This is a genomic window from Thalassospira sp. SN3W, assembly GCF_038070535.1.
Classification (GTDB): domain Bacteria; phylum Pseudomonadota; class Alphaproteobacteria; order Rhodospirillales; family Thalassospiraceae; genus Thalassospira; species Thalassospira xiamenensis.
Genome location: NZ_CP121124.1, coordinates 2839561 through 2861123, shown reverse-complemented (window position 1 = coordinate 2861123; position 21563 = coordinate 2839561). Strand labels below are relative to the sequence as shown.

At 54.0% G+C, this 21563-nt stretch carries 13 protein-coding genes; 5 read left to right on the top strand and 8 right to left on the bottom strand.

Features of this window, described 5'->3' with window-relative positions; translation table 11 throughout:
• Positions 1 to 16 precede the first annotated feature (16 nt).
• Both P8T57_RS12845 and gor read right to left on the bottom strand, forming a co-directional pair.
• A complete protein-coding gene (locus P8T57_RS12845; protein WP_341363322.1) occupies positions 17 to 5050 on the bottom strand; it encodes an MG2 domain-containing protein in 5034 nt (1677 codons plus the stop codon).
• 200 nt (positions 5051 to 5250) lie between these two features.
• The gene (gene gor, locus P8T57_RS12840; RefSeq protein ID WP_341363321.1) at positions 5251 to 6612 is read right to left on the bottom strand and encodes a glutathione-disulfide reductase; all 1362 of its coding nucleotides are present in this window, start codon (positions 6610 to 6612) and stop codon (positions 5251 to 5253) included.
• A gap of 241 nt (positions 6613 to 6853) precedes the next feature.
• On the opposite strand from gor, the gene P8T57_RS12835 reads away from it, so the two are divergent.
• Both P8T57_RS12835 and P8T57_RS12830 read left to right on the top strand, forming a co-directional pair.
• A complete protein-coding gene (locus P8T57_RS12835; protein WP_341363320.1) occupies positions 6854 to 7273 on the top strand; it encodes a hypothetical protein in 420 nt (139 codons plus the stop codon).
• 110 nt (positions 7274 to 7383) lie between these two features.
• Positions 7384 to 8823, top strand: a complete 1440-nt coding sequence (locus P8T57_RS12830) for a deoxyguanosinetriphosphate triphosphohydrolase (protein WP_341363319.1) — start codon at positions 7384 to 7386, stop codon at positions 8821 to 8823.
• A gap of 1239 nt (positions 8824 to 10062) precedes the next feature.
• On the opposite strand, the gene P8T57_RS12825 is transcribed toward P8T57_RS12830, so the two are convergent.
• Positions 10063 to 10806: a phosphoadenylyl-sulfate reductase gene (locus tag P8T57_RS12825; RefSeq protein ID WP_341363318.1), complete on the bottom strand. Its 744-nt coding sequence runs from the start codon at positions 10804 to 10806 to the stop codon at positions 10063 to 10065.
• A complete protein-coding gene (locus P8T57_RS12820) occupies positions 10803 to 11363 on the bottom strand; it encodes an NAD(P)-dependent oxidoreductase (RefSeq protein ID WP_341363317.1) in 561 nt (186 codons plus the stop codon). Before P8T57_RS12820 ends, P8T57_RS12825 begins: the two co-directional genes overlap by 4 nt.
• Positions 11364 to 11695: 332 nt before the next feature.
• On the opposite strand from P8T57_RS12820, the gene P8T57_RS12815 reads away from it, so the two are divergent.
• Positions 11696 to 12694: a COX15/CtaA family protein gene (locus tag P8T57_RS12815; RefSeq protein ID WP_341363316.1), complete on the top strand. Its 999-nt coding sequence runs from the start codon at positions 11696 to 11698 to the stop codon at positions 12692 to 12694.
• A 101-nt stretch (positions 12695 to 12795) separates the two neighbouring features.
• Here the strand turns inward: P8T57_RS12815 and P8T57_RS12810 are convergent, their stop codons facing one another.
• The 4 genes from P8T57_RS12810 to P8T57_RS12795 all read right to left on the bottom strand — a co-directional run bounded on the left by P8T57_RS12810 (position 12796) and on the right by P8T57_RS12795 (position 18208).
• Positions 12796 to 14442, bottom strand: coding sequence for a hypothetical protein (locus P8T57_RS12810; protein ID WP_341363315.1), 1647 nt, complete (start codon positions 14440 to 14442; stop codon positions 12796 to 12798).
• A 62-nt stretch (positions 14443 to 14504) separates the two neighbouring features.
• Positions 14505 to 15479 (bottom strand): hypothetical protein, encoded by a 975-nt coding sequence (locus P8T57_RS12805; protein WP_341363314.1) that lies wholly within the window; start codon positions 15477 to 15479, stop codon positions 14505 to 14507.
• On the bottom strand, positions 15480 to 16430 hold the full coding sequence (locus P8T57_RS12800; protein WP_341363313.1) for a WYL domain-containing protein: 951 nt from the start codon (positions 16428 to 16430) through the stop codon (positions 15480 to 15482).
• Positions 16431 to 16939: 509 nt separating this feature from the next.
• Positions 16940 to 18208, bottom strand: coding sequence for a DUF3422 domain-containing protein (locus P8T57_RS12795; protein WP_341365375.1), 1269 nt, complete (start codon positions 18206 to 18208; stop codon positions 16940 to 16942).
• A 215-nt stretch (positions 18209 to 18423) separates the two neighbouring features.
• Between P8T57_RS12795 and tldD the strand changes: the two genes are divergently transcribed.
• Positions 18424 to 19857 (top strand): metalloprotease TldD, encoded by a 1434-nt coding sequence (gene tldD, locus P8T57_RS12790; RefSeq protein WP_007091177.1) that lies wholly within the window; start codon positions 18424 to 18426, stop codon positions 19855 to 19857.
• A gap of 236 nt (positions 19858 to 20093) precedes the next feature.
• On the top strand, positions 20094 to 21563 hold the full coding sequence (locus P8T57_RS12785; protein ID WP_341363312.1) for a tetratricopeptide repeat protein: 1470 nt from the start codon (positions 20094 to 20096) through the stop codon (positions 21561 to 21563).

Below are 21563 nucleotides of genomic sequence, written 5' to 3'. Positions count from 1 at the left end.
CGGGTGTCTTTCGCGGTTAGTTGATCGGTTTGACCACAAGCGAGGACACCGCACCACGGGCGAAGAAGGCCGGTTTGTACATATCTTCGATATAAGGTGCCGGAAGGATATAGGTCCCCGGTGTCACCGCACGAACAACGTAAGACAGACGGAAATCGGCTTTCTCGTAACGCCCGTAACCGCCACTGCCAATATTGATCGAGGCGACGAACCGGTCATCACGTTCAGCGCGGAAATCGGTCCAAGAGACGTCATCGGGGCCAAGAGAAAGCTTGCCATCCAGTTCAGGGAAATGCGCGTTGCTTTCAATTTCAAACCCGGCAGGCAGCAAATCCACCACCAGGGCACGGTGCGACAGTTTGGCCGTACTTTTCCCCGACAGAACCACAATCAACCGGTCACCGGTTTTGACATTTTCCAAAGAGGCCGGTTTGCCATCAAGATCAAAATATTGGCGCTTGATCGACAGGTTATGGGCCTCTGGTGCCAGTGGGCTGGCTGGAATGCCGGTAACGGACCAGCGGGCAAAAACCGTGTGATCCCCGATATTTTCCACCTTGTATCCCGGTGTCACAAGTTCGGGCGGCAATGTCAGGCGATAACTTCGCGCCGGTTCCATGTCTCGTCCGTTCAGACGCAGGGAAACCAGCTGGCTGGCATCTTTGGTAATGCTGGTCGCCGCCTGCAACAGCCAGCCTTTTTCCTGGGTACTTGTATAGCGTTCCTGATCGGATTGTTCGGTGACAGCCCGCAAAAGGGCCAGGCGTTCCGTTTCGCTGGCAAAGATTTCCTTTGGCAGGGTCAGGATTGCCGACAGATCGCGCAAGGACGAGCCGAAGCTGTGATAATAGCGCCCGGTCGAGCCAAGATTTTGAAGGATGTCATCCATTGAAACCGGATCGGCGTCCGCGCCAACCGTCACCAGGGCGGCATTCACCTGAGCGCGCGCCAGCGACCCGATGCCGGTATTGAGCAGTTTTTCTGCTTCGTATTTCAGGTTCGACACGGAATACCGATCATTGCGCGCCAGCACCAGCACCATATAGGCGCGTGCTTCGGGCGGGTATTGTTCATAGCGCACAACATCCTGCATCCAATCCAGCGCATCATCAAAACGATCATCCAGCACCGTATATCCGCGCGCACGCGCGGCCGTCAGGAAATCGGTGGCGTACGCAGTCAGCCACGGTTCGGGATCATTATGGCGATCCCAGAAACCGAAACTGCCATCGCCGCGCTGCTTGGCAAGAATGCGCACGATGCCGTCACGGATTTTGTCGTCCAGACCGGCCGCATCGAAACGGACGTCATTCCAGCGTGACTGGGCGTCCCCAAACGACAGCAACGGGAACGCCCGGCTGGTGGTTTGCTCCAGACAACCATAGGGATAGCGATCAAGTGCCGTGATCAGGTCCTGAACCCTGATTTCGGGAACCGAGGACAGGGTCAGGTTCATATTGACCGTTTCAGGCAAATACTGACCGAGGATGTCAGCATTGAAATCAAGGACATCACCCGCGGTCAATTCCGCCTGCGCGGTGTGGTTTTCCCAAGGCTGGGCGGGACGGACTTCCATATCCCACTGGCGCTGCTGGCGGTAGCCATCCGGCCCGGAAACATCAAGCGTCAGCGTCCCGACACCGATCTTTCGCGCGGTAATGTCAAATGCAGTTTCAATTTGCTGGCCCCGTGCCAAAACACCGTCCCAGTCGGGCTGGGCGATGGCAAATTCATCACTGGACGACAAGCGGGCGTGATAATCGCCAGCCGGACCGCTTAGATTTTGCAGACGCAGAGCCACATTGGAGACATCCCCCGGTGCCTGAAAACGGGCGGGTAAAAGTTCGGCGACAATCGGGGCACGTACCAGCATATTTGCCGCCCCACCACCGGTGGCTGTTTTGCTATAGGCCACGGCAAAGAAACGCAGTTTGCCGTTAAAATCAGGCAGATCAAACTGTGCGGTCGCCACACCGTTTTCATCGGGTTTCAAGGTATCACTGGCCAGTGCCACCGATTTGAATACGCGGGCACGCAATGACCCCAGATTCCCAGAATCCGTTTCATCCCCCCCGGACCGGATCGTTCCGGCATCCCCGGATTGCGGGGCGATCAGATGACCATAAAGATCATAATAGCCAAGTTGCAGATATTGTTGTGCCAGCAGATCAAGATCAGGGCGCGGTGTCTTGAAACCGGTAAGACGCAGGATGCCTTCATCAACGGCAAAGACACTGACGCGCAAGTCTTCATCACCAACCACCACGCCCGAAACCGTGACCGGCACCGAAAGATGACTCGATGGCAGGACTTCGTCGGGCAGATCAAAATCGACTTTCAATCTGTGGCTTTCACTGTCAAACGAAATCCATTTGGCCCCGACGGCACGGAACGGACCGTGCTGATCGGTATCAAGACCCGCACGATAGGCCGTAGCAAGAACATAGGCGCCGCTGCCCCATTCCGCGCGGACAGGGATACTGAATTCCGTGCCATCCGCCGAAAGATCAAATTCCTGACGCCACAGAATGTTTTTGTGGGCAACCGTTACCTGAAGTCTGCCTTCGAACGGTGCTTTGACAAAACCATTGATCGTATCCCCCGGTTTGACGTCGTCGGCCTCAACCGTCAGGGCAAGCTGATCGGGGCGGTCGGGGGATTGCCCGTTCGACCACCAGCCGACATGGAAGGTATGATCGGCCGCACTGCCGGTCTGGGTATCGCGAATGACCGCGCGATAATATCCCCAGTCATCAAATCCGCGATCGAACGAAACAACGCCATCCGGGCCGGTCGTGACGATTTCCCGATCAATGGGGATGTCGTATTTTTCGTAACTCGATTGCCAGCGACCATCCTGATAGAACCAGTTGTAATCGCGTTCCTCGCGGACCCATTCGATCTGCAATTCATGATTGGCGATTGGATCACCCGTGGCATTCAGAGCGATTGCATCAAATGTCGCGGCTTGCCCATAAGACAGGGTATCGCCATCAAAGCGGGCTCTTACACCAACAAAGGTGTCGCTATTGCGCAGCGGCAGATTGACGGTCGCCCGGCTGGGACGGCCATCGATATCGGCAACCTCGATGTTTAGCCGGACGCGCAGCGGCGAGGAAACATCAACCTCGTCAAAGGCCGGAACCTTCAGTTCGGCGTAACCGCTGTCATCGCTTTTTACAGGGTCGAAAGCATTGCGGATTTGCGCCGTTTCCGATGCCAAGCCAAAATAATAATCGCCATAGGTCTCAAACGGTTTGTGATCAACCTGAAGCAAGGCATCCCCGCTGGCCCGAAGGCCACTTCCCGGGGCTCCAAACAGATAATCGGTTTGAACATCAACCGGCATGGATGCGCCAAAGGCCATATAGGGGGCCGATACATGCGCGCTGACTTCAAGACGTTCGGGAACGAATTCCTCGACCTGAATTTCAAGATTGCCGATGGCATCCGCCTTTGGATCGCTATAGGCAGCAATCCGCCATTTCCCGGTCGCGGCAGCGCCTGAAATGGGGATATCGACACGCCCGCCGCCCAAATCATCCGGGGACTGAACGGTTTTGAAAACTTCCTTGCCATCGGGTTGATACAAAACAATGGTCAGGGGGATTTGGGCGCGCGCATTGGCCTTGTCGTCACGCAGCAAATAACCAAGCTTCACCGTCTCGCCCGGTCGATAGATACCACGTTCCGAGTACAGATAGGTTTGCAGCGGTTTGGGCGGCGCCTTGCCCGCGACACCATGGTCCGACAGCTCCAGTGCTGGCTGGGTCAGCGAAATAAACGAAAAATCACCGTCTCTGGTTTCTGCGGTCAGATAAACCGCCTGTTTGCCGCCGGTGCCGTTTAACAATGCCCCCGAAAGGTCCGCCCAGCCATCCGCCCTGGTGACGGCTTCACCGAGTATTTCATTATTGCGGGCGACAAGCCGCACCGTCGCCCGCCCGACCGGTTCGGCCGATTTAAGGGACCGGACCTGAAGCGACAGACCATTTTCGCCGCTATAGGCCGAAAGACCAAGATCGGTGACCACCAACCATTGAGTCGGCTGATTGGCCCAGCTTTCATCCTGATCCGGATCGCTTGCGACCAGAACATAGAGCCCCGGCTTGAAGTCCGAAACCATATCGCGCAGGGGAATCTGGGTGACGACGTCCTGATCCGGACGATTGCGAATATCAAGCGTTCCAGACCAGATTTCCGCCCCGATATCATTGCCGATCTGGCGCATGTCCCAATTATCAAGTTCACGCGCCAGAAGATTGCGGGTCAGCGTCGTAACGATGTTTCGTTCCACAACGCGATAGAATTTAAGCGCCACACGATCATGATTGACCGTTGTAACCGGCAAGACCGGTGTATCACTTTTTGGCAGGATATAGCTGTTTGTACCCAGTGAAATCGTGGCACGGCGCGTCCCGACCTTCACATCGTGGCTGAGATCCTCTGCCAGGGTAAAATCGTGGGGGCCTCTGAGGCCCTTGCGCAGGGTAACATTGGTGATTTGCGAATGCGGAAGGCCAAACAGACATAGTGCGCCGTTGGAAATGCGCGCCGAATAGTCCCGTTTTGGCGACAATTCGATATAGGCACGCAATTCAAGATCCTGATCGGCACGCAATTCGTGATCAAACACAAAGCAGGTTTCGCTTACCGCTTTGTCCGATGCCACCGACACATTCTGAAGAACAATATCCCCGCGCAGCATGCCGGCAAGAACCGCAATCCGGGCATCATATTGGCCCGCAAGGCAGTCATGGATTTTTGCGGTTTCCGATGCTTCAAAACTGCAGGCGCGGTTGCGTTCCCAAAGCCAGCCCACCTGATCGCTTTCGATGCTGTTTTGCTGATCCGGGTCTGACATGGACATTACCGACTGATAACGTCGCGCCATTTCAAGGTCACGTTTTGCCAGATCTTCGTTCTGGCAGATCGCATTTTCAACAAGCGTTGATGCGCGTTCGCACGGGAAACTTGCGGCATAGATCACGGGCGTCTGTGACGCCCCCTTTTCCTGAGCAAGAGCCGGTAAAGCCGGCAAGGTAACCATCAAGAAAAAAAGGCCTGTCAGCCATTTCACGCAACGCATCCGAACCTCTGTATTTTTATTTTATTGGCAGAATTCTGATTTTTATCCTTCTGCACAATAAAGGTTTTTTGTGGTCCGTCGTCCAGCATAAACATCACACAAAAAAACAGGTGGTTTACGGGAAACCACCTGTTTTCAGAAGACTGACCGGAAACCGGAATTTAGTCGCCAACCGGGAAGCGCATGGTGACGAATTCTTCCGCCGCCGACGGATGCACCGCGACGGTCTGGTCGAACTGGGCCTTGGTTGCGCCCATGCGGACCGCAATGCCGATACCCTGGATGATTTCGGCGGCGTCCGGGCCGACCATGTGCGCACCAAGAACGACGTCGGTGGTTTTATCGACGATGAGTTTCATCAGCGTTTTTTCATCGCGCCCCGAAAGCGTATGGCGCATTGGTTTGAAGGTCGATTTGTAAATGACGACTTCGCCCCCCTTCGCGCGGGCTTCTTCCTCGCTCAGGCCAACCGTGCCGACCGGTGGCTGGCTGAACACCGCGGTCGGGATGGCGTTATAGGACATCGACCACGGTTTGCCGCCAAATACCGTATCGGCGAACGCCATGCCTTCCTTGATCGCGACCGGGGTCAGTTGGACATGATCGCGGACATCGCCAACCGCATAGATATTTGGCACGCTGGTTTGCAGACCCGCATTGGTGATGATGGCACTATTATCCTTAAGCTCCACCCCGACCTCCTCAAGACCCATGCCATGGGTTTTCGGTTTGCGGCCGGTGGCAAACATGATGGCATCGACAACCTGATGTCCGCCGCCGGTCAGAGTCAGGGAAAGCGTCCCGTCGTCATTTTTGCTGATCGCGGTGACATTGGTGTTCAGCTTAAGGTCGATACCTTTTTTGACGATTTCCCGGGCCAGGTGTTCGCGAATATCATGATCAAAACCGCGCAAAATCTGATCGCCGCGATAGAATTGCGTCACCTGCGCACCAAGGCCTGCGAAAATCCCGGAAAATTCAACCGCGATATAGCCGCCGCCAACAACGGCAATCCGTTCGGGCAGATCGTCAAGGTGGAAGGCCTCGTTGGAGGAAATCGCGTGCTCAACACCGGGAATATCGGGCAGTGATGGCGTGCCGCCCACCGCAATCAGGATACGATCCGCCGTTACGGTTTTATCGCCGACGGCAATGGTGTGTGCATCCTTAAGCACCGCGCGGCTTTCGAACAGTTCGATATTCGATCCCGCCAGAAGCTTTTTATAGATGCCATTCAGGCGATCAATTTCCGCATCCTTGTTGGCAATCAGCTTTTTCCAGCTAAAGCTGGGTTCGCCCGGAAGGGTCCAGCCATAGGCCGCCGCATCTTCGAAATCCTCGGCAAAATGTGCGCCGTAAACCAGAAGCTTTTTGGGCACACAGCCACGAATGACACAGGTGCCGCCAACGCGGCTTTCCTCGGCAATCGCGACCTTCGCCCCATAGCCAGATGCAACGCGTGCAGCCCGCACCCCGCCCGATCCGGCACCGATGACAAACAGGTCATAATCATAATCCGACATGCGGAAATCCTTATTTCTCGATCATTGAGATCATTGCGTGATATGGGGCCAAATGTAGGGCGGAAATCACAAGAGTCGAGGCAAAAGCCGCCCCTTTGCGATGAATTTCGCGTTATCGCGCTGAAAACCGCCCCTGTGATGCCGGTTGACCAGCCGAAGATAGCATTTGGTAATTTTCTTGCTATATGCTGAAAAGAGCCGGTGATTTGATGAACGGCCCCACAACACAGGAACAACGCCCATGAGTGACCGGATGACAGGTCAGGACGCATCGTTTGACAATGCCCCGCAATATGCAGATACGCGCGGCGGCAATACGGCTGTCGTCTGTTACGGCCTGATGATCGCGACCCTGTTTACCGCCTTTGCCACCGGTCTGATCGCGCTGATTGTTGCCTATGTCGCGCGTGAGGATGATGATCACTGGACCAACAGCCATTACACATTCATCATCCGCACATTCTGGATCAGCATCCTTTATGCGATCATTCTGGGCTTTTTCACCTTCGTGATCGGATGGGTGCCACTTCTGGGCTGGGCGATTGTCGGCCTGATGGCGCTTTATACCACCGCGTGGTTTATCGGACGCAACGTGATTGGCGTTTTGCGCGCCCTTAACGGCAGCCCGATTGATAATCCGAAAAGCTGGTTCTTCGGATAAGATCACACTGATTTGGCGCAATCGGTTTTGCCCGATTGCGCCCGACTCCCACCCCCGTTAAAGTCGGGTTTGCGGACGCACACACGACACGGACAGGGAGTCGCATCGCCATGGGTTCGATGCAACCGGCCAAAATGCGCTGGGAAAATCTGCTTTCACCACACCGGCTTGATTTTCGGGATGGCAAGATTCGCCTGCCCGATGGCGATCCGCATCCAAGCCCGGATGGCAGAAGCCCGTTCCAGATCGATGTTGACCGGATCATTTTTTCATCCTCGTTCCGCCGTCTTCAGAACAAGACACAGGTTCATCCGCTTTCGGAAAACGACCATGTGCATACCCGCCTGACCCACACGATCGAGGTCGGATCGGTCGGGCAGTCCCTTGGCCTGATGGCCGGTGCGCATATCGTCAAACACCTTCCGAAAGGAAGCCCGATCACGATTGCCGATATCGGATACATGGTGCAGGCGGCCTGCCTGGCCCATGATATCGGCAACCCGCCCTTTGGCCATTCGGGCGAGGATGCGATCAATGAATGGTTCACCACCTCGCGCCTTGCCAAGGAAGAACTGACCGGGCGGTTGACCGGACCGGAGCTTGAAGATTTACGGCATTTCGAAGGGAATGCGCAGGGGTTGCGCATCATCAGCCAGCTTGAAATGAAGCGGTTTGATGGTGGGCTGAACCTGACTTACGGGACGCTTGGCAGCTTCATCAAATATCCGCGCAGCACATCGGTCCCCGATGCGCGCCGTCGCGAGTATACCGGCCTCAAAAAGCCCGGATATTATCAGGCAGAGCGCGACATCGCCCATGCGATTGCCAATGTTTGCGGGCTATCGCCGCTGGAGGGGTTTGACGGCGCGTGGCGGCGCCATCCGCTGGTCTATCTGGTCGAGGCGGCTGATGACATCTGTTATTCGGTGGTCGATCTTGAAGATGGCTGGGAGCTTAACTGTGTGAGTTTCGAGCAGGTCGAACGCGCCCTTGCCCCGATTGCCCGCCATCCGGAAAAATACGACGGTGACGCCGAAAAACGCTGGGCCGATTTGCGGGCCGAGCCATGGTATGCCGAGAAATCCGAAGATGACCGGATCGGCTTTTTGCGCGGCAAGGCGATTGGCAATCTGGTGAAGGCCGCGGTTGATGCCTTTATCGAGCATGAGGACGCGTTGCTTTCGGGTACGCTGGAAGGCGATTTGCTGGCCAATACGCCGCTTGGCAAGGATGCCAGACAGTGCAAGATGCTGGCGGTTGAGCGGATTTATAATGCGCCGCATGTCCTGCCGATTGAGATGGCCGGGTTCGAGGTGATCAATGGCCTGCTTGACAGCTTTGTCCGGGCCGCGATTGATATCGAAGAACATAAAACGCATGGCAAACGCCTGCCGCCGCAGGCCGACCGGATCGACAAACTTCTGTCGGGCAAGCTGTCGGAAGCCGATGGGCTTTATGCCCGGATCATGCGGGTGATGGATTATATTTCCGGCATGACGGACCGTTATGCGGTGACGCTTTTCCGGAAGCTTCAGGGCATTACGATTTAACGCAAAAGCCCGGCAGGCTCGCCCGACTAAGATATTGATAAATATACCATTATTTCCGTGCCGAGCTTTGATTGGGAACTTTTCCGGTTTTTTTGAAAAAGTTCTTGATTTGTTCTTTTCGTTGTGCCATAAAGATAAAGTCAACAGGACAAATGGGTTCGGAGACAAAACCCGCAAAGCGTGATTCGCTTTTGCGGGTTTTTGCGTTTCGGGTGGCAAAACAGGAATTGGATGATGATAGGGCAGCGATCTGACGCGATGACATGGCGGGTGCGATATCGCCAAACGGGCATCACTGGCGCATGGAAAAGTCATTACGACGGTGGTGCGTCCGGGCCGTAAGGCCCCGGGATATTTGCGAAAAGCGGGTGTTTATCATGACGGGAGAGATGTGCCCTTGGGGCAAGGGTGTTGGTTCGGGGCAGCGATAGCCGGGGCGAGGCGAAGTTCGTCCGGTCCGTTTAGTCCAGTCCGGTCGGTGAAGCGTGAGAATGTCGAGAATCAGCGGGCCCGAATTGCGCCCGGATTGGATCGGCACGGGATCGTCTGGCCGGGTTGCCGGGTTGCCGGGTTGCCGGGGTGGCTGGATTAGCCTGGCGATTGATCAAAACCGTCATTCCGGGCGAAGCGTAGCGCAGACCCGGAATCCATGCCCGATTGGAAGAGACTGGATTCCCGCCGTCGCGGGAATGACGGTCTGATTGGGTATGCTGTGTCAGCGGTCCGGGGTTGGCTGGCTGGCGGGACTGGTTTGGCGATGGATCAAAACCGTCATTCCGGGCGAAGCGCAGCGCAGACCCGGAATCCATGCCCCGTTGAAAGAGACTGGATTCCCGCCGTCGCGGGAATGACGGTCTGATTGGGTATGCTGTGTCAGCAGTCTGGGGTTGGTTGGCGGGGTTGGCCTGGCGATGGATCAAAACCGTCATTCCGGGCGAAGCGCAGCGCAGACCCGGAATCCATGCCCCGCTGAAAGAGACTGGATTCCCGCTTTCGCGGGAATGACGATCAAGTTGGGAGTGCTTTGTCATCGGTCCGGGGTTGGTTGGTGGGATTGGCTTGTGATCGATCAAACCGTCATTCCGGGCGAAGCGTAGCGCAGACCCGGAATCCATGCCCGATTGGAAGAGACTGGATTCCCGCCGTCGCGGGAATGAGATCTGATTGGGAATGACGACCAGGTCGGGAAGGCTTTGCCCGCAATCGGAAAAGCCCGGCACAAGGACCGGGCTTTGATTTTCAAATGATGTAGTGGATGCCGCATTCGGTTTTGTCCTGCCCGGCCCAGCGACCGGCACGGACATCGGTTGAATTGGGATCAACCCGATCCGTGCATGGCATGCAGCCAATCGACAGGAACCCTTCGGCCTCCAGCGGGTGGTGTGGCAGGGCGCGGTTTTCGAAGATATCTTCGATATCAGCCCGGTTATAACCGGCCAGCGGATTGATCTTGATCCGGGTACCGGCGGTTTCGATCACGGGCAGTTGCCCGCGTTCGCCACCGTGGAAGCGTTTGCGACCGGTCAGCCATGCGTCATAGCCCTTGAGCGCACGTTGCAATGGCTCCACCTTGCGCAGATAGCAGCATTTGGCGGTGTCAGAGGCAAACAGCATGCCGTTGGGATCATCCGCCGCCAGAAGCGTTTCATCCGGTCGCATGATCTGGATATTGGTCAGGCCAAGCTGATCAACGAGCTGTTCACGATAGCGATGGGTTTCGCCAAACAGCTTGCGGGTATCAAGGAAAATCACCGGCAGGTTCGGGTCGACCTCGGACACGAGGGCGAGCAGAGCCGCGGCCTCTGTCCCAAACGACGAGGTCATGGTGATTTTGCCGTGGAATTCTTCATGCACCATCGGTTCGATCAGGGCCACTCCCTGTAAATGGCCATAACGTCCCATAAGATCAGAAACGCGGCTTTCTGTCTCCTCAGGAGACATTGAGCCACCAGTAACTATGTCTTCCTCACGAAGAATGTTCATGAAAACCACCCGCGGCTATCAATGAACTCGTCGGTATTCTGCTGCAATTGCCGCATACTTGCTCCGCCAGCCTTCCACTTAGCCCTTTCGACAGCAAGTGCATTTAAGCGCTCCGACCATCCAGGCTCAAGCCACTTTTCTATAGCACGACGTATACGCCCTGCAAGTCTTGGACTTAGACCGTTGGTCGACACCGTAATCATCAGATCACCGCGCGTTACCCGCGCCGGCGAGAAAAAATCACAATATTCCTTGACGTCCTCGACATTGGCAATCGTGCCGACGGCCTTGGCGATGGCGGCCAGCTCGGCGGCCTTTTCATGCGGCAAATCGACAATAAACAGGATTGCAGCCGCGTTGACATCGGCCGAATTCGGGAGATAGCGGTGCAGCCGGTCGCCGGCCTGGTCGACCAGTTCGGCAATCGGGTCTTCGGCATAAACGGTGACGTATCTCGCCCCATCACCGTCAAGCTGGCGCAAACGGTTCAGGGTTGCCTGACCGTTGCCCACCAGCGCGACCGACAGCCGCGCAAGGTCCAGATTGATGGGAAACATCGTCGATCCTCAAAAGAAAGTTTCTGTTGGTTAAATGTGACTATGGGTGTGTGCATTGGATAATTCAATACATTTTTTATGTGTTTTATATTTATAGAACACTATTTATTGCGCAAATAGATTTCGTGATCCGGCCCCGATGACGGCCGTAAAAGCATTACGGTGAAGCTTTTCCTGCACTTTTTAAAATTTCACCCTATATTGGGCGCGAAATTAAGCGCTTCGCATGACAAAGAGATCCCGCCGATGTCCCCGATTGAGCATACCAGCAGCGTTTCATCCGCCCTGCCCCACCCCGCCGCCACAGCCCCCACCCGCACAGGAATGTTGCGATGTGGCTGTTTTTTGTGGCGGCCATGGTGTTCATCATGGTGGTGATTGGTGGCCTGACGCGGTTGACCGAGTCCGGGTTATCCATCGTGGAATGGCGGCCCTTTACCGGGATCATCCCGCCGATGAACGAGGCGGACTGGATGGCGCTTTATCAGCAATACAGCCAGTATCCGGAATTCCAGAAGATCAATGCCTGGATGTCGGTCGAGGATTTCAAATCGATCTTCTGGCTGGAATTCATTCACCGGCTTTGGGGCCGGTTGATTGGCGTCGTGTTCTTTGTGCCCTTCGTCTGGTTCCTTGCCAAAAAATCCATTGATGGTGCCACCAAATGGAAGCTTTGGGGGCTGTTCATCCTTGGCGGTCTGCAGGGGGCGATGGGCTGGTACATGGTCATGAGCGGCCTTGTCGACCGCCCCGATGTCAGCCAGTACCGCCTGACCGCGCATTTCGGTCTGGCGCTGGTGATTTTCATCGCGTTGATGTGGGTCGGGCTTAACCAATATGCCCCGCGCGGCATTTCAACCCATGCCTCCAGACGCGGCTGGCAGCTTCTGGCGCTTATCGTGTTTACCGCGCTTTCGGGCGGCTTTGTGGCCGGGATCAATGCCGGACATACCTATAACACCTTCCCGCTGATGGACGGCCAGTTGATCCCCGACGGGCTGTTTGTCTATAGCCCGGCATGGCTGGCCCCGTTTGAGGACCATATGACGGTACAGTGGGATCACCGGTGGCTGGCGAAACTGACCTTTATCGCGGTGATCCTGTTCTGGTGGCGGGCGGGGAAATGGAACCTGACAGCGCAGCAACGCCTTGCCACGCATCTGGTGCTGGCGGCGGTTTGCTTGCAGGTGACATTGGGGATTTCAACGTTGCTGAGTGTTGTGTGGTTGCCGCTGGGTGTGGCGCATCAGGCAGGCGCGGTGGTGCTTGTCGGGGCGATGACTTATGCGATTTACAGGTTGTCGGGAGATCGGGGTGCTGGCGGGGCTTGATGGCAGAACACCCGCACCCCAAAGCCGCTGCTAAAAAATAAATCTGTCCCCTTTTGTTCAAGATACAGGTCGTTATCCTATCCTGAGGCCAGCAAAAAAATCTATGCCAAGTGTGGTAGTTCAGGATCGCCAAAGACAGTGGATGCACCAATTGCTTTTTCATAAGACAATGTAATTGTCTCGTTAAGGCGCTGCGAGACACCTTCAATCCGAGCCTTTGCATGCACGCCGAACAGATCGAGTTCCTCAATCATATAGATTGTACAAGCCGTTGCCACGCCGGTTGCCAAACCGACGACAATAGAAAGTGCATAATCGCCTAAAGGACCAAATCCTTTTACATAGGGGTCCATTGCACCTTCAAGCGCGATGCCACCAGAAGTAACGAGTGCGGCCGCGATAATTTTAAGTGCTGCATCGGCTGCCTGTGCCGTTGATACACCCTCCTCTGGGAAAAGAAGAGTAGTCATGGCACGATAAAGCGACATGATTCCTTCGCGGACCATACGCACAAGTCTTGCCGCAGTGGTTGCAAAAGTATTGATCAGAACAGTTACTAAATTTGACAAAAATCCGCTAATGAAACCATCCTTCAAAGCAAAGGCTGCGTCTTTCCATTTGCTCTGAACACGGTTTGCCACGCGCGTCAGCCGTTCCTTAAGCGCATCAAGAAAACTGTCATCGACCTTCCCCTTGAAACCGTTTTTCCAGGCATCCCTAATTTCGGCAAAGGTAGCGCGAACAAACTCTTCCATTAAAATGCCAAGCGCCTGTTGAAGAGCCATTTTACTGCCCTCTTTAATGCTTGATTTTACAGAACTTCCAACAAATTTTGTGCTTGTATAGTATTTTTTATTATAACGTTCATCTTGAGATTTTTGTGCTGTGTCCCCAATTTTTCGAACCATACTTAGGTTTGTCTGCTCTAATTTCTCTAGTTTGTGCAGTTCCTTTTGTTCTTTATCTGATATACTGCTTCGAGATCGTAAATTGGTTATGCGGTTTCGTCGATCTTGGGCTGTATTCTCAAGCCAAGAGGCAAATTCTTCTGGGGTTTTAGCTCCTTTTGAGCGGTTTATACTCCGATCTGTTGGAGCAAGGTTTTCTTTTAGATTGGCCGCATCGGTCGTTTTCTCCTCGGCTAACACTCTGCCGGGATCATCATGCGTTTGTTTCGCAGATATCACATGGTCCTGATCAACTCTATCTTCCAGAGTCCGTTTGACGCCCGCGTAGCTATCACTCACCCCACCATCTTTGCGCTTCTCAGATATGACTCTGTTTCCTTCGATATACCGCGCATCTTGATGGACAATGTTTTTGGTTCGTTCTTTAGGTGGCTTGCTTTTATCATCATATCCTCCACGATTCTCATATGCCAATTTTTCGCGGTTGGTGGCATACACTCCTGTACGAACATTATGGATAGTGTCGACATTCCCACCCAATTTATCGTCAAACAAAACCTTTCCGATCCCCAAAGGTCGAACAACGGCTTCCAAGCATTCACGCTGACAGGATGCGATCAGGGCGTCGATTTTTTCCGAGCTCAGATGTTCGTTTATGTTGGCAACAAGAGTATCTGCATCGATTGTTGCCGCAGGTAGGTTTTCGGTCATATCCAGCATCGCCGAGGAAAGCATGGCACTGACTGACACTTCCGCAGAATTATCGCGAAAGACTGTGGTATGCCCATTTTTCTTTGCAAGATGTTTGCGTTTTTTGAAACGTTTTACAGTGTCGTTCATTACATGCTCCTCACGATGACGGGTCTTTGTGTATCAATGACCAATATCTCTGGTGATGAAAATCAGGCGTGACAGAATTTGTAGGCTTGCCATTTCTCGATAAAGATTTTCTCTTCTTCCGAAATCTGTCCATCAGCCTCGCTCACGACGGTGATAATATCGTCAATGATCGGCCAGACTGCTTTGTCCAGTTTGCCGACAAAGATCATTGCATCTGCGAATGACGGAGGGTTTTGGATCAACTTCTCAAGACCCGATTGAAGTCGACCGGGGGCTGTTATGGCTGACGCGCCAAGAACGAATTCTGTGAGGCTGTCTTTTTCCTCATCATCGAAATGACCATCGCACGCGGCAATAGCGGCACCAACCGCAAACAGGCACATAACAAACTCAATGGATTTGTTGTGCTCTGCATATATATTTGCTGCATTCTCAAGATGCTGCTCAAGTTCGAGAATTCTCGCCGCCGCATTGGGCAGGTCGCTGTTTTCTGCGCCCTGTTCGATGATAGTAACGGAGCTCTCTGTCCCGCCATCAACCGTTCTTGTCGTGAATTTCCTGAATAAAGTGACTCGCGGAATACTATTTCTAACAATATTAACGATTATATCCCTGTTCGGGACGTGTTGGTCCCACGTTTGCCCAACGGCTTCGAATACTTGCGAAGTTGTTACTGTGGCTTTCTGATAGACATCAGAAATGTGATCGGAAAAATCCGGCAAATCCTTTACGTAAACCAACCGAACAAAACCATCAATTGGACGTTTAACAATTTCATAGTGTGGATTAAGAGTAGCCAGATTATGAGCCGCAATAATTGCAAGGCCTGCGACAGGAATAGCCATTCCGAGACGGCCTTTCGTATAAACACGGGATGTCATGCCCAAAGCTCCTATAGCTCGTTCGGCAAACAGCACTGCCTCGCTCATGCGGCCCTGACATCCTCCAATCTCGAAGGTCTCATGATTTGTGATCGCAAGACGAATAGCCTCCTGATCATCGAAAGAAATCGTCAGTAATTTTTCCTCGAAGGACATTCAACTTCTCCCCTGTTCGAATGTTTCTGAAATAATCGCTGCTTGACCGGCAAAGCTCAGCACCCAGGCTGTGAGTTCTTTTTCGCTTGTTGTCGTTAATGTTAACGTCAAACTGCCATCCAGATGATCTTCGATAACCTGATCTTCACTCCAGATACGGTCGCGTACATAATCGGCAGCTTCTGGTGCAATTTTAATTTGCATTCGTTTGGGCTTGTGCCAGTCAAGGCCAAAGTAGTGGCTTGCTTCGTCGGCAGCGTTGAAACGATAGTACTCGCCGGTAAACCTGATATCGGAAATCCGATGCAGTAAGAAGGTCGTTGGTTTCTCTGGAAGCAGCGAACCTTGATCTATTCGATAGCCCTGCACATAAAGTGCCGCATTCAATGTCACCAAACGACCTGGAGCATAGCGGTAGTACGACGGTTCTTTTCTGCCTTTTGCAGTGTATTGCACCTGACATATCTGCTTCTTGGCAATCGCTTTGCGTAAACAGATGATCGTTGAAAGGTGATCTGAGTAGTCAATATATCCTTTGCTGCGAAATCCTGTTTTCAAATTGCCTTCGTTTTTTTCCCCAAGCATCAATGCAAGACTGGAAATGGAATCGTCAATTCTTCGGACAACAGGATCGGGTAAAAACGGCGCGGCCAAATCACGGCAAATGGCAAGGAAATTCAGTTCTTCAAACGTAAAACCCATCGCATTCTTTCGACTTTCAGAAACCAGTCGATAATAGCGTCTGCGCCCTTCCATCCCTCTTTCGACGCACACAGACTTTCCAAGATGGGGCTCTATCCTCTCGATTAATCTGCTTACAGTCTGAGGAGAGCACCCCAGATCACGGGCCATATCAGTTTGAAAGTGTCTAGCATCGCTGAGAGTCAATCGCTGATACAGATTGAGCAATTTGTCGCTCGGCAGCGCATCTTTATTAAGTTTTCGGGGCAAGGGCCGTCTCGCTCAGATCTGTAATTTCACACTTTTCAAAGTTGATATTTATTCCTGTTCAAGCGCTAGATTCAACCAAAAGAATACTATAAAACAAGAATGCAACTTTAAATTTTATATCTTTTTAGCGTTTTTTTTCAATTTGAAAGAATCCGCCTTTGCTAAAAATACAGGGCAATCCTTCCATATTCTGGCGATTTGGAAGTTATATATCGTGCCCAAACGTTTTCTTAGTCGGCAGATAGCTTATGGAAGAATAAATCTACCCGCTTTTTACATTAGCAGTATGACAAGACAAACGTCTTCTACACTTAAGGACAGGGAATTAGCTTAGACAGGCCGACAAGCGTTGTTCCCTCAGGGACAAGCCCATCTTGAAATGTGAGAGGCGTAACCGGAACGAATTGCATATGTCGCAAAACATTCTCAGGCGTCGTATTTTGCCGAAAAACAAGCTCATCCGTCGTAATTCAATCGCAAATGCCATAAAAAGGGATTTTCAGGCACCCTCACCCCTCGTCCCGATGCAGCGCCTTTCTGATCCGGCGCATGGATATCCAGATGGCGGCAAGGACGACGGGCACGGCGATGCCGGTGGCGAGGCGGTCGTTGATCGGAAGGCCGGTATCCTTTAGCGCCTTGAACAGATATCCCAGAAGACCGACGGCGTAATAGGTGATCGCCGCCACGGACAGGCCTTCGACGGTTTGTTGCAGGCGCAGTTGCAGTTTCACACGGCGATCCATGCTGGCGAGCAGGTCGCGGTTTTGGGCTTCGAGCAGGATATCGACACGGGTGCGGAGCAGGTTGTTGGCGCGGGCCACCCGTTTTGAGAGGACTTCGAGGCGATCCCCGATATTCTGGCAGGTGCGCATGGCCGGTGCCAGACGGCGTTCCATGAACTCGGTCATGGTTTGCAGGCCTTCGACGCGTTCCTCGCGCAGTTCGACAAGGCGGGCCTGCAGGATGCGGTAATAGGCGCGCGCCGCACTGAAACGGTAGTTCAGCGAGGCGGCCATTTCTTCGGTCTGGGCGGCAAGGTCGGTCAGTTTTTGCAGGGTGCCTTCGTCGTCGGTGTGCGATTTGCTGGCCATTTCGGCGGTGATCGAGGACAGGCGGGTATCGATTTCCGAGACCTTGGGCGTTGCGCAATGGGCCAGCGGAAAGGCCAGCAAGGCCATCATGCGATAAACTTCGATTTCCTTGAGCCGCTGGATCAGACGCCCGGCCTGCAGGACCTCAAGGCCCTGATCACGGATCAGGATGCGGCCAAAGCCATCGCCATGCAGGCGAAAATCGGTCCAGACCATCGCCGTACCGCCCAGAACGCGGCTGCCGGTCAGGCCGTTATGATCAAACAGGCGCGATACTTCGTCAGGTGTGCGTTCATCACGATCCATCGCGATATGCAAGCCAACCAGAAGCTGCCCCGGGGTGGCTTCAAGCCAGTCCTGCGGGATCAGGTTGATGACCGGATCATCAAACGGGTGGTCAAAGGCGGCCTGGCGTTTGAAGACATAGACGGTGAATTCGGCATGGCGTTCCCAGATGACGGAAAAGCCGTCGCACTGGGCTTCGTAATATTTCTGATCGGGTGCCGGGGGTGTCAGGCTGTATCGCTGGCAGAAGCCCTGAAAATGGGTGCGGACATCGGTATCGAGTTCCTCGCCTGCGTGAAAGGCGATGCAGGTGCAGCGCGCCGGGCTTTGTACCCCGCCAAACGGGCGGGCATGGATTTCGTTATGAAGGGCGACACGCTGGGGATGTTCAACAAACATTGCCACGGGCTTTCATAATTGGCCATTGCGGTCTATATAGGGTCAGAACCCTAACGCCCTGACACGTTCTGTATAGACGAAAGTCCAAGGTGGCAGATAGCCCTGAAAACGTAAGGGAAAATACTGTCACAGGTGATTTAACCGAAAGGCGAAAATCGCCCATTTGGCCAAAGTCGCCCATCTGTTGCCATCCGGCACGCCCGCAAGGAGGTTTCATGACCGATCTGAGCAAAACCGACAGCCTGTTTTTCGCCAATGGCGACCTTGATCGCGACCGGCTTGAAAAGCAGGTTAATGATGCATTGGGTGCGGCGGAAGACGGGGAACTTTTCCTTGAATACCGGCAGTCCGAAAGCCTGACATGGGATGATGGCCGCCTGCGCAGTGCCAATTTCGACACCGCACAGGGTTTTGGCCTGCGTGCGGTTGCCGATGAAGCCACCGCGTTTTCGCATTCCAACGAGCTTTCCAATGACGCGGTTGGCCGTGCGGCCGAGACCGTCAAGGCGGTTGGCAATGGCCGGTCGGGCAAGGTCGATCTGGGATCGATCGGCACCAATGTGTCGCTTTATTCCGATGTCAATCCGCTGGGTGAAGCCACGTTTGAGGCGAAGGTTGATCTGCTGGGCAAGATTGATGCCTATGCGCGCGCTAAAGACCCGCGCGTGGTGCAGGTTTCCGCATCGATTTCAGGTAACTGGCAGGCAGTACAGATCTGGCGCAGCGGCGGGCAGCGGATTGGCGATATTCGCCCGCTGGTGCGGTTTAACGTATCGGTCGTCGTCAAGCAGGGCGACCGCATGGAAACCGGATCGCATGGTCAGGGTGGACGCATTGGCTATGACGGGTTCTTTGAAGAAAAAAGCTGGAAATCGGCAGTTGACGAAGCCCTGCGTCAGGCGACGCTGAACCTTGAATCGGTTGCGGCCCCTGCGGGCGAGATGACCGTGGTGCTTGGTCCGGGCTGGCCGGGGATTCTGCTGCATGAAGCCATCGGTCACGGGCTTGAGGGCGACTTTAACCGCAAGGGCACATCGGCCTTTGCCGGTTTGCTGGGTCAGCGGATTGCATCGCCGGGGGTTACGGTTGTTGATGATGGTACGATCCATGATCGCCGCGGGTCGCTTTCGATTGATGATGAAGGCACCCCGACCCAGCGCACGGTCCTGATCGAGGATGGCATCCTGAAAGGTTTCATGCAGGACCGGTTGAATGCGCGCCTGACCGGGGTGAAATCCACCGGCAATGGACGACGTCAATCCTATGCCCATGCGCCGATGCCGCGCATGACCAATACCTATATGCTGGGCGGTGACAAGGACCCGGGCGAAATCCTGGCGTCGGTCAAGAAAGGCATTTATGCGGTCAATTTCGGCGGCGGACAGGTCGATATCACATCGGGCAAGTTCGTGTTTTCCGCATCCGAGGCCTATCTGATCGAAAACGGCAAGCTTGGCGCACCGGTCAAGGGTGCGACCCTGATTGGTAATGGCCCCGACAGCCTGACCAAGGTTTCCATGATCGGCAATGACATGAAGCTTGATGACGGGATCGGCACGTGTGGCAAGGATGGCCAGGGTGTTCCGGTTGGTGTTGGTCAGCCAACACTTCGCATTGATGGTTTGACTGTTGGCGGCACGGCCGTTTAGGTTGAATTTAGAACTTGTTTTGAAGCAAAAGGCCCGGCAAATTGCCGGGCCTTTGTACTTACGAATAAGTATAAAGACCATTGCATAGACTTGGTATCATTCAAACGCATGACTTTCCCACAGACCGTATAATCAATAATCTATAACGATAAAATCAGACCGGTTTTGTTCAGGTATCGCATTGGGGTGGGTAGACTGAAAAAAGCAAAGCCGGGTTGCGACCTTGGGGAAAAATATTGAAATCGCTCAGATGGCGGTGCGGCACGGGTTTGATTGTCCTGTGCGGCATGCTGGTAACAGGCGCGACAACAACAAGCGCACAGCAAAGTGTCGATGTCCGTACAGATGAAGCCCGGAATTTCATTGGCGATTTTACGCAGATCGTGGATGCGGCGGAACGATCACGCCTTTTGCTTCAGACCGATGATGGCAGCGATATCAGTTTTGCCGATGTACTGGCCAGTCCCGATGATGTTGTCCTGAATTTCCGCTGGGCCAAGGCGCAGATTGCGCGCGGGGATGTCCGCGGCGCGTCGGCGACACTGGAACGCATCCTTGTGCTTGATCCCGATCTTGCCGCAGTCCGGCTTTATTACGCGATTGTGCTTTATCGGCTTGATAGCCTTGACGAGGCGCGTGCGCAGTTTGAACGCCTGCGGGCGATGAATGTATCGCCCGATGTTGCGGCCGATATCGACCGATACCTTTCGGCGATCGAGACACGGCGCAAGCGGCTTCATCAGTATCTGACCGTGACCTTTGGCAGCCAGATTGACAGCAACCGCAATGCCGCCCCATCCGACAAGCAGCAGCTTGTTACCGGAACCCTGACCAACATCACGGCATCCGAGGACAAACCGCGCAACGATATCGCCCATATCGGGGCGATGCGTTATGACATCAGCTATGACCTTGGCTATCAGGAAGGGCACGAGGTTTTTGCCGCCCTGAGCGGCTATGGCAGCGATCAGGTACAGATCGACAGCCTTGATCTGGGGTCGTTTTCGGTTGACCTTGGCGCACGTATCCGCGGCGGATATTTCAGCCTGACACCGGTGATAAACCAGACGGTGCAGTCGCTTTCGCGGGAAAAATACCTGACATCGCGAAGCGGTCGCCTGCGTGCGGACTGGAACATCCGGCCTGATACCAATCTTTATGGCGAAGTCAGCTATGCCGATGAACGGTATCAGAATACGACGGAATCAAGCGCGCTTCGGCTGCATTCCGGGCAGCGATATGGCGCACGAACCGGGGTGAATTACGCCTGGAGCCCGTCAAACCGCACGACGATTGATCTTAATGCGGGTAAAAAAGAAGCCGCACGCAATTTCAACAGTTATGACAGCTTGAGTGCGGAACTGATCCATGCTTATCTGTTTGGCGGGGGAAGTTATATCAGCGGAAGTGTTCGCTATGGTCTTGATCAATATCGCGATCCGGACTTTCTGGTGACCGGCAATTCGCCGCAACACCGACAGGACCGGACGACAAGATTGCGACTGACCTATGGCGCGCCGCTTTCGCAAATGCTGCCAGATGACTTGTTTGGGGATAGCAAAACGGCAGGACAGATATATGCCTTTCTGGCACCGATCAACTGGTCGGTCACCGGTGAATATCTGAACACAGAATCAAACATTCCCAATTACGAATATCATAACGCGCGCGCGCAGTTTTTCCTGACGCGCCGTTGGGAGTTTTAG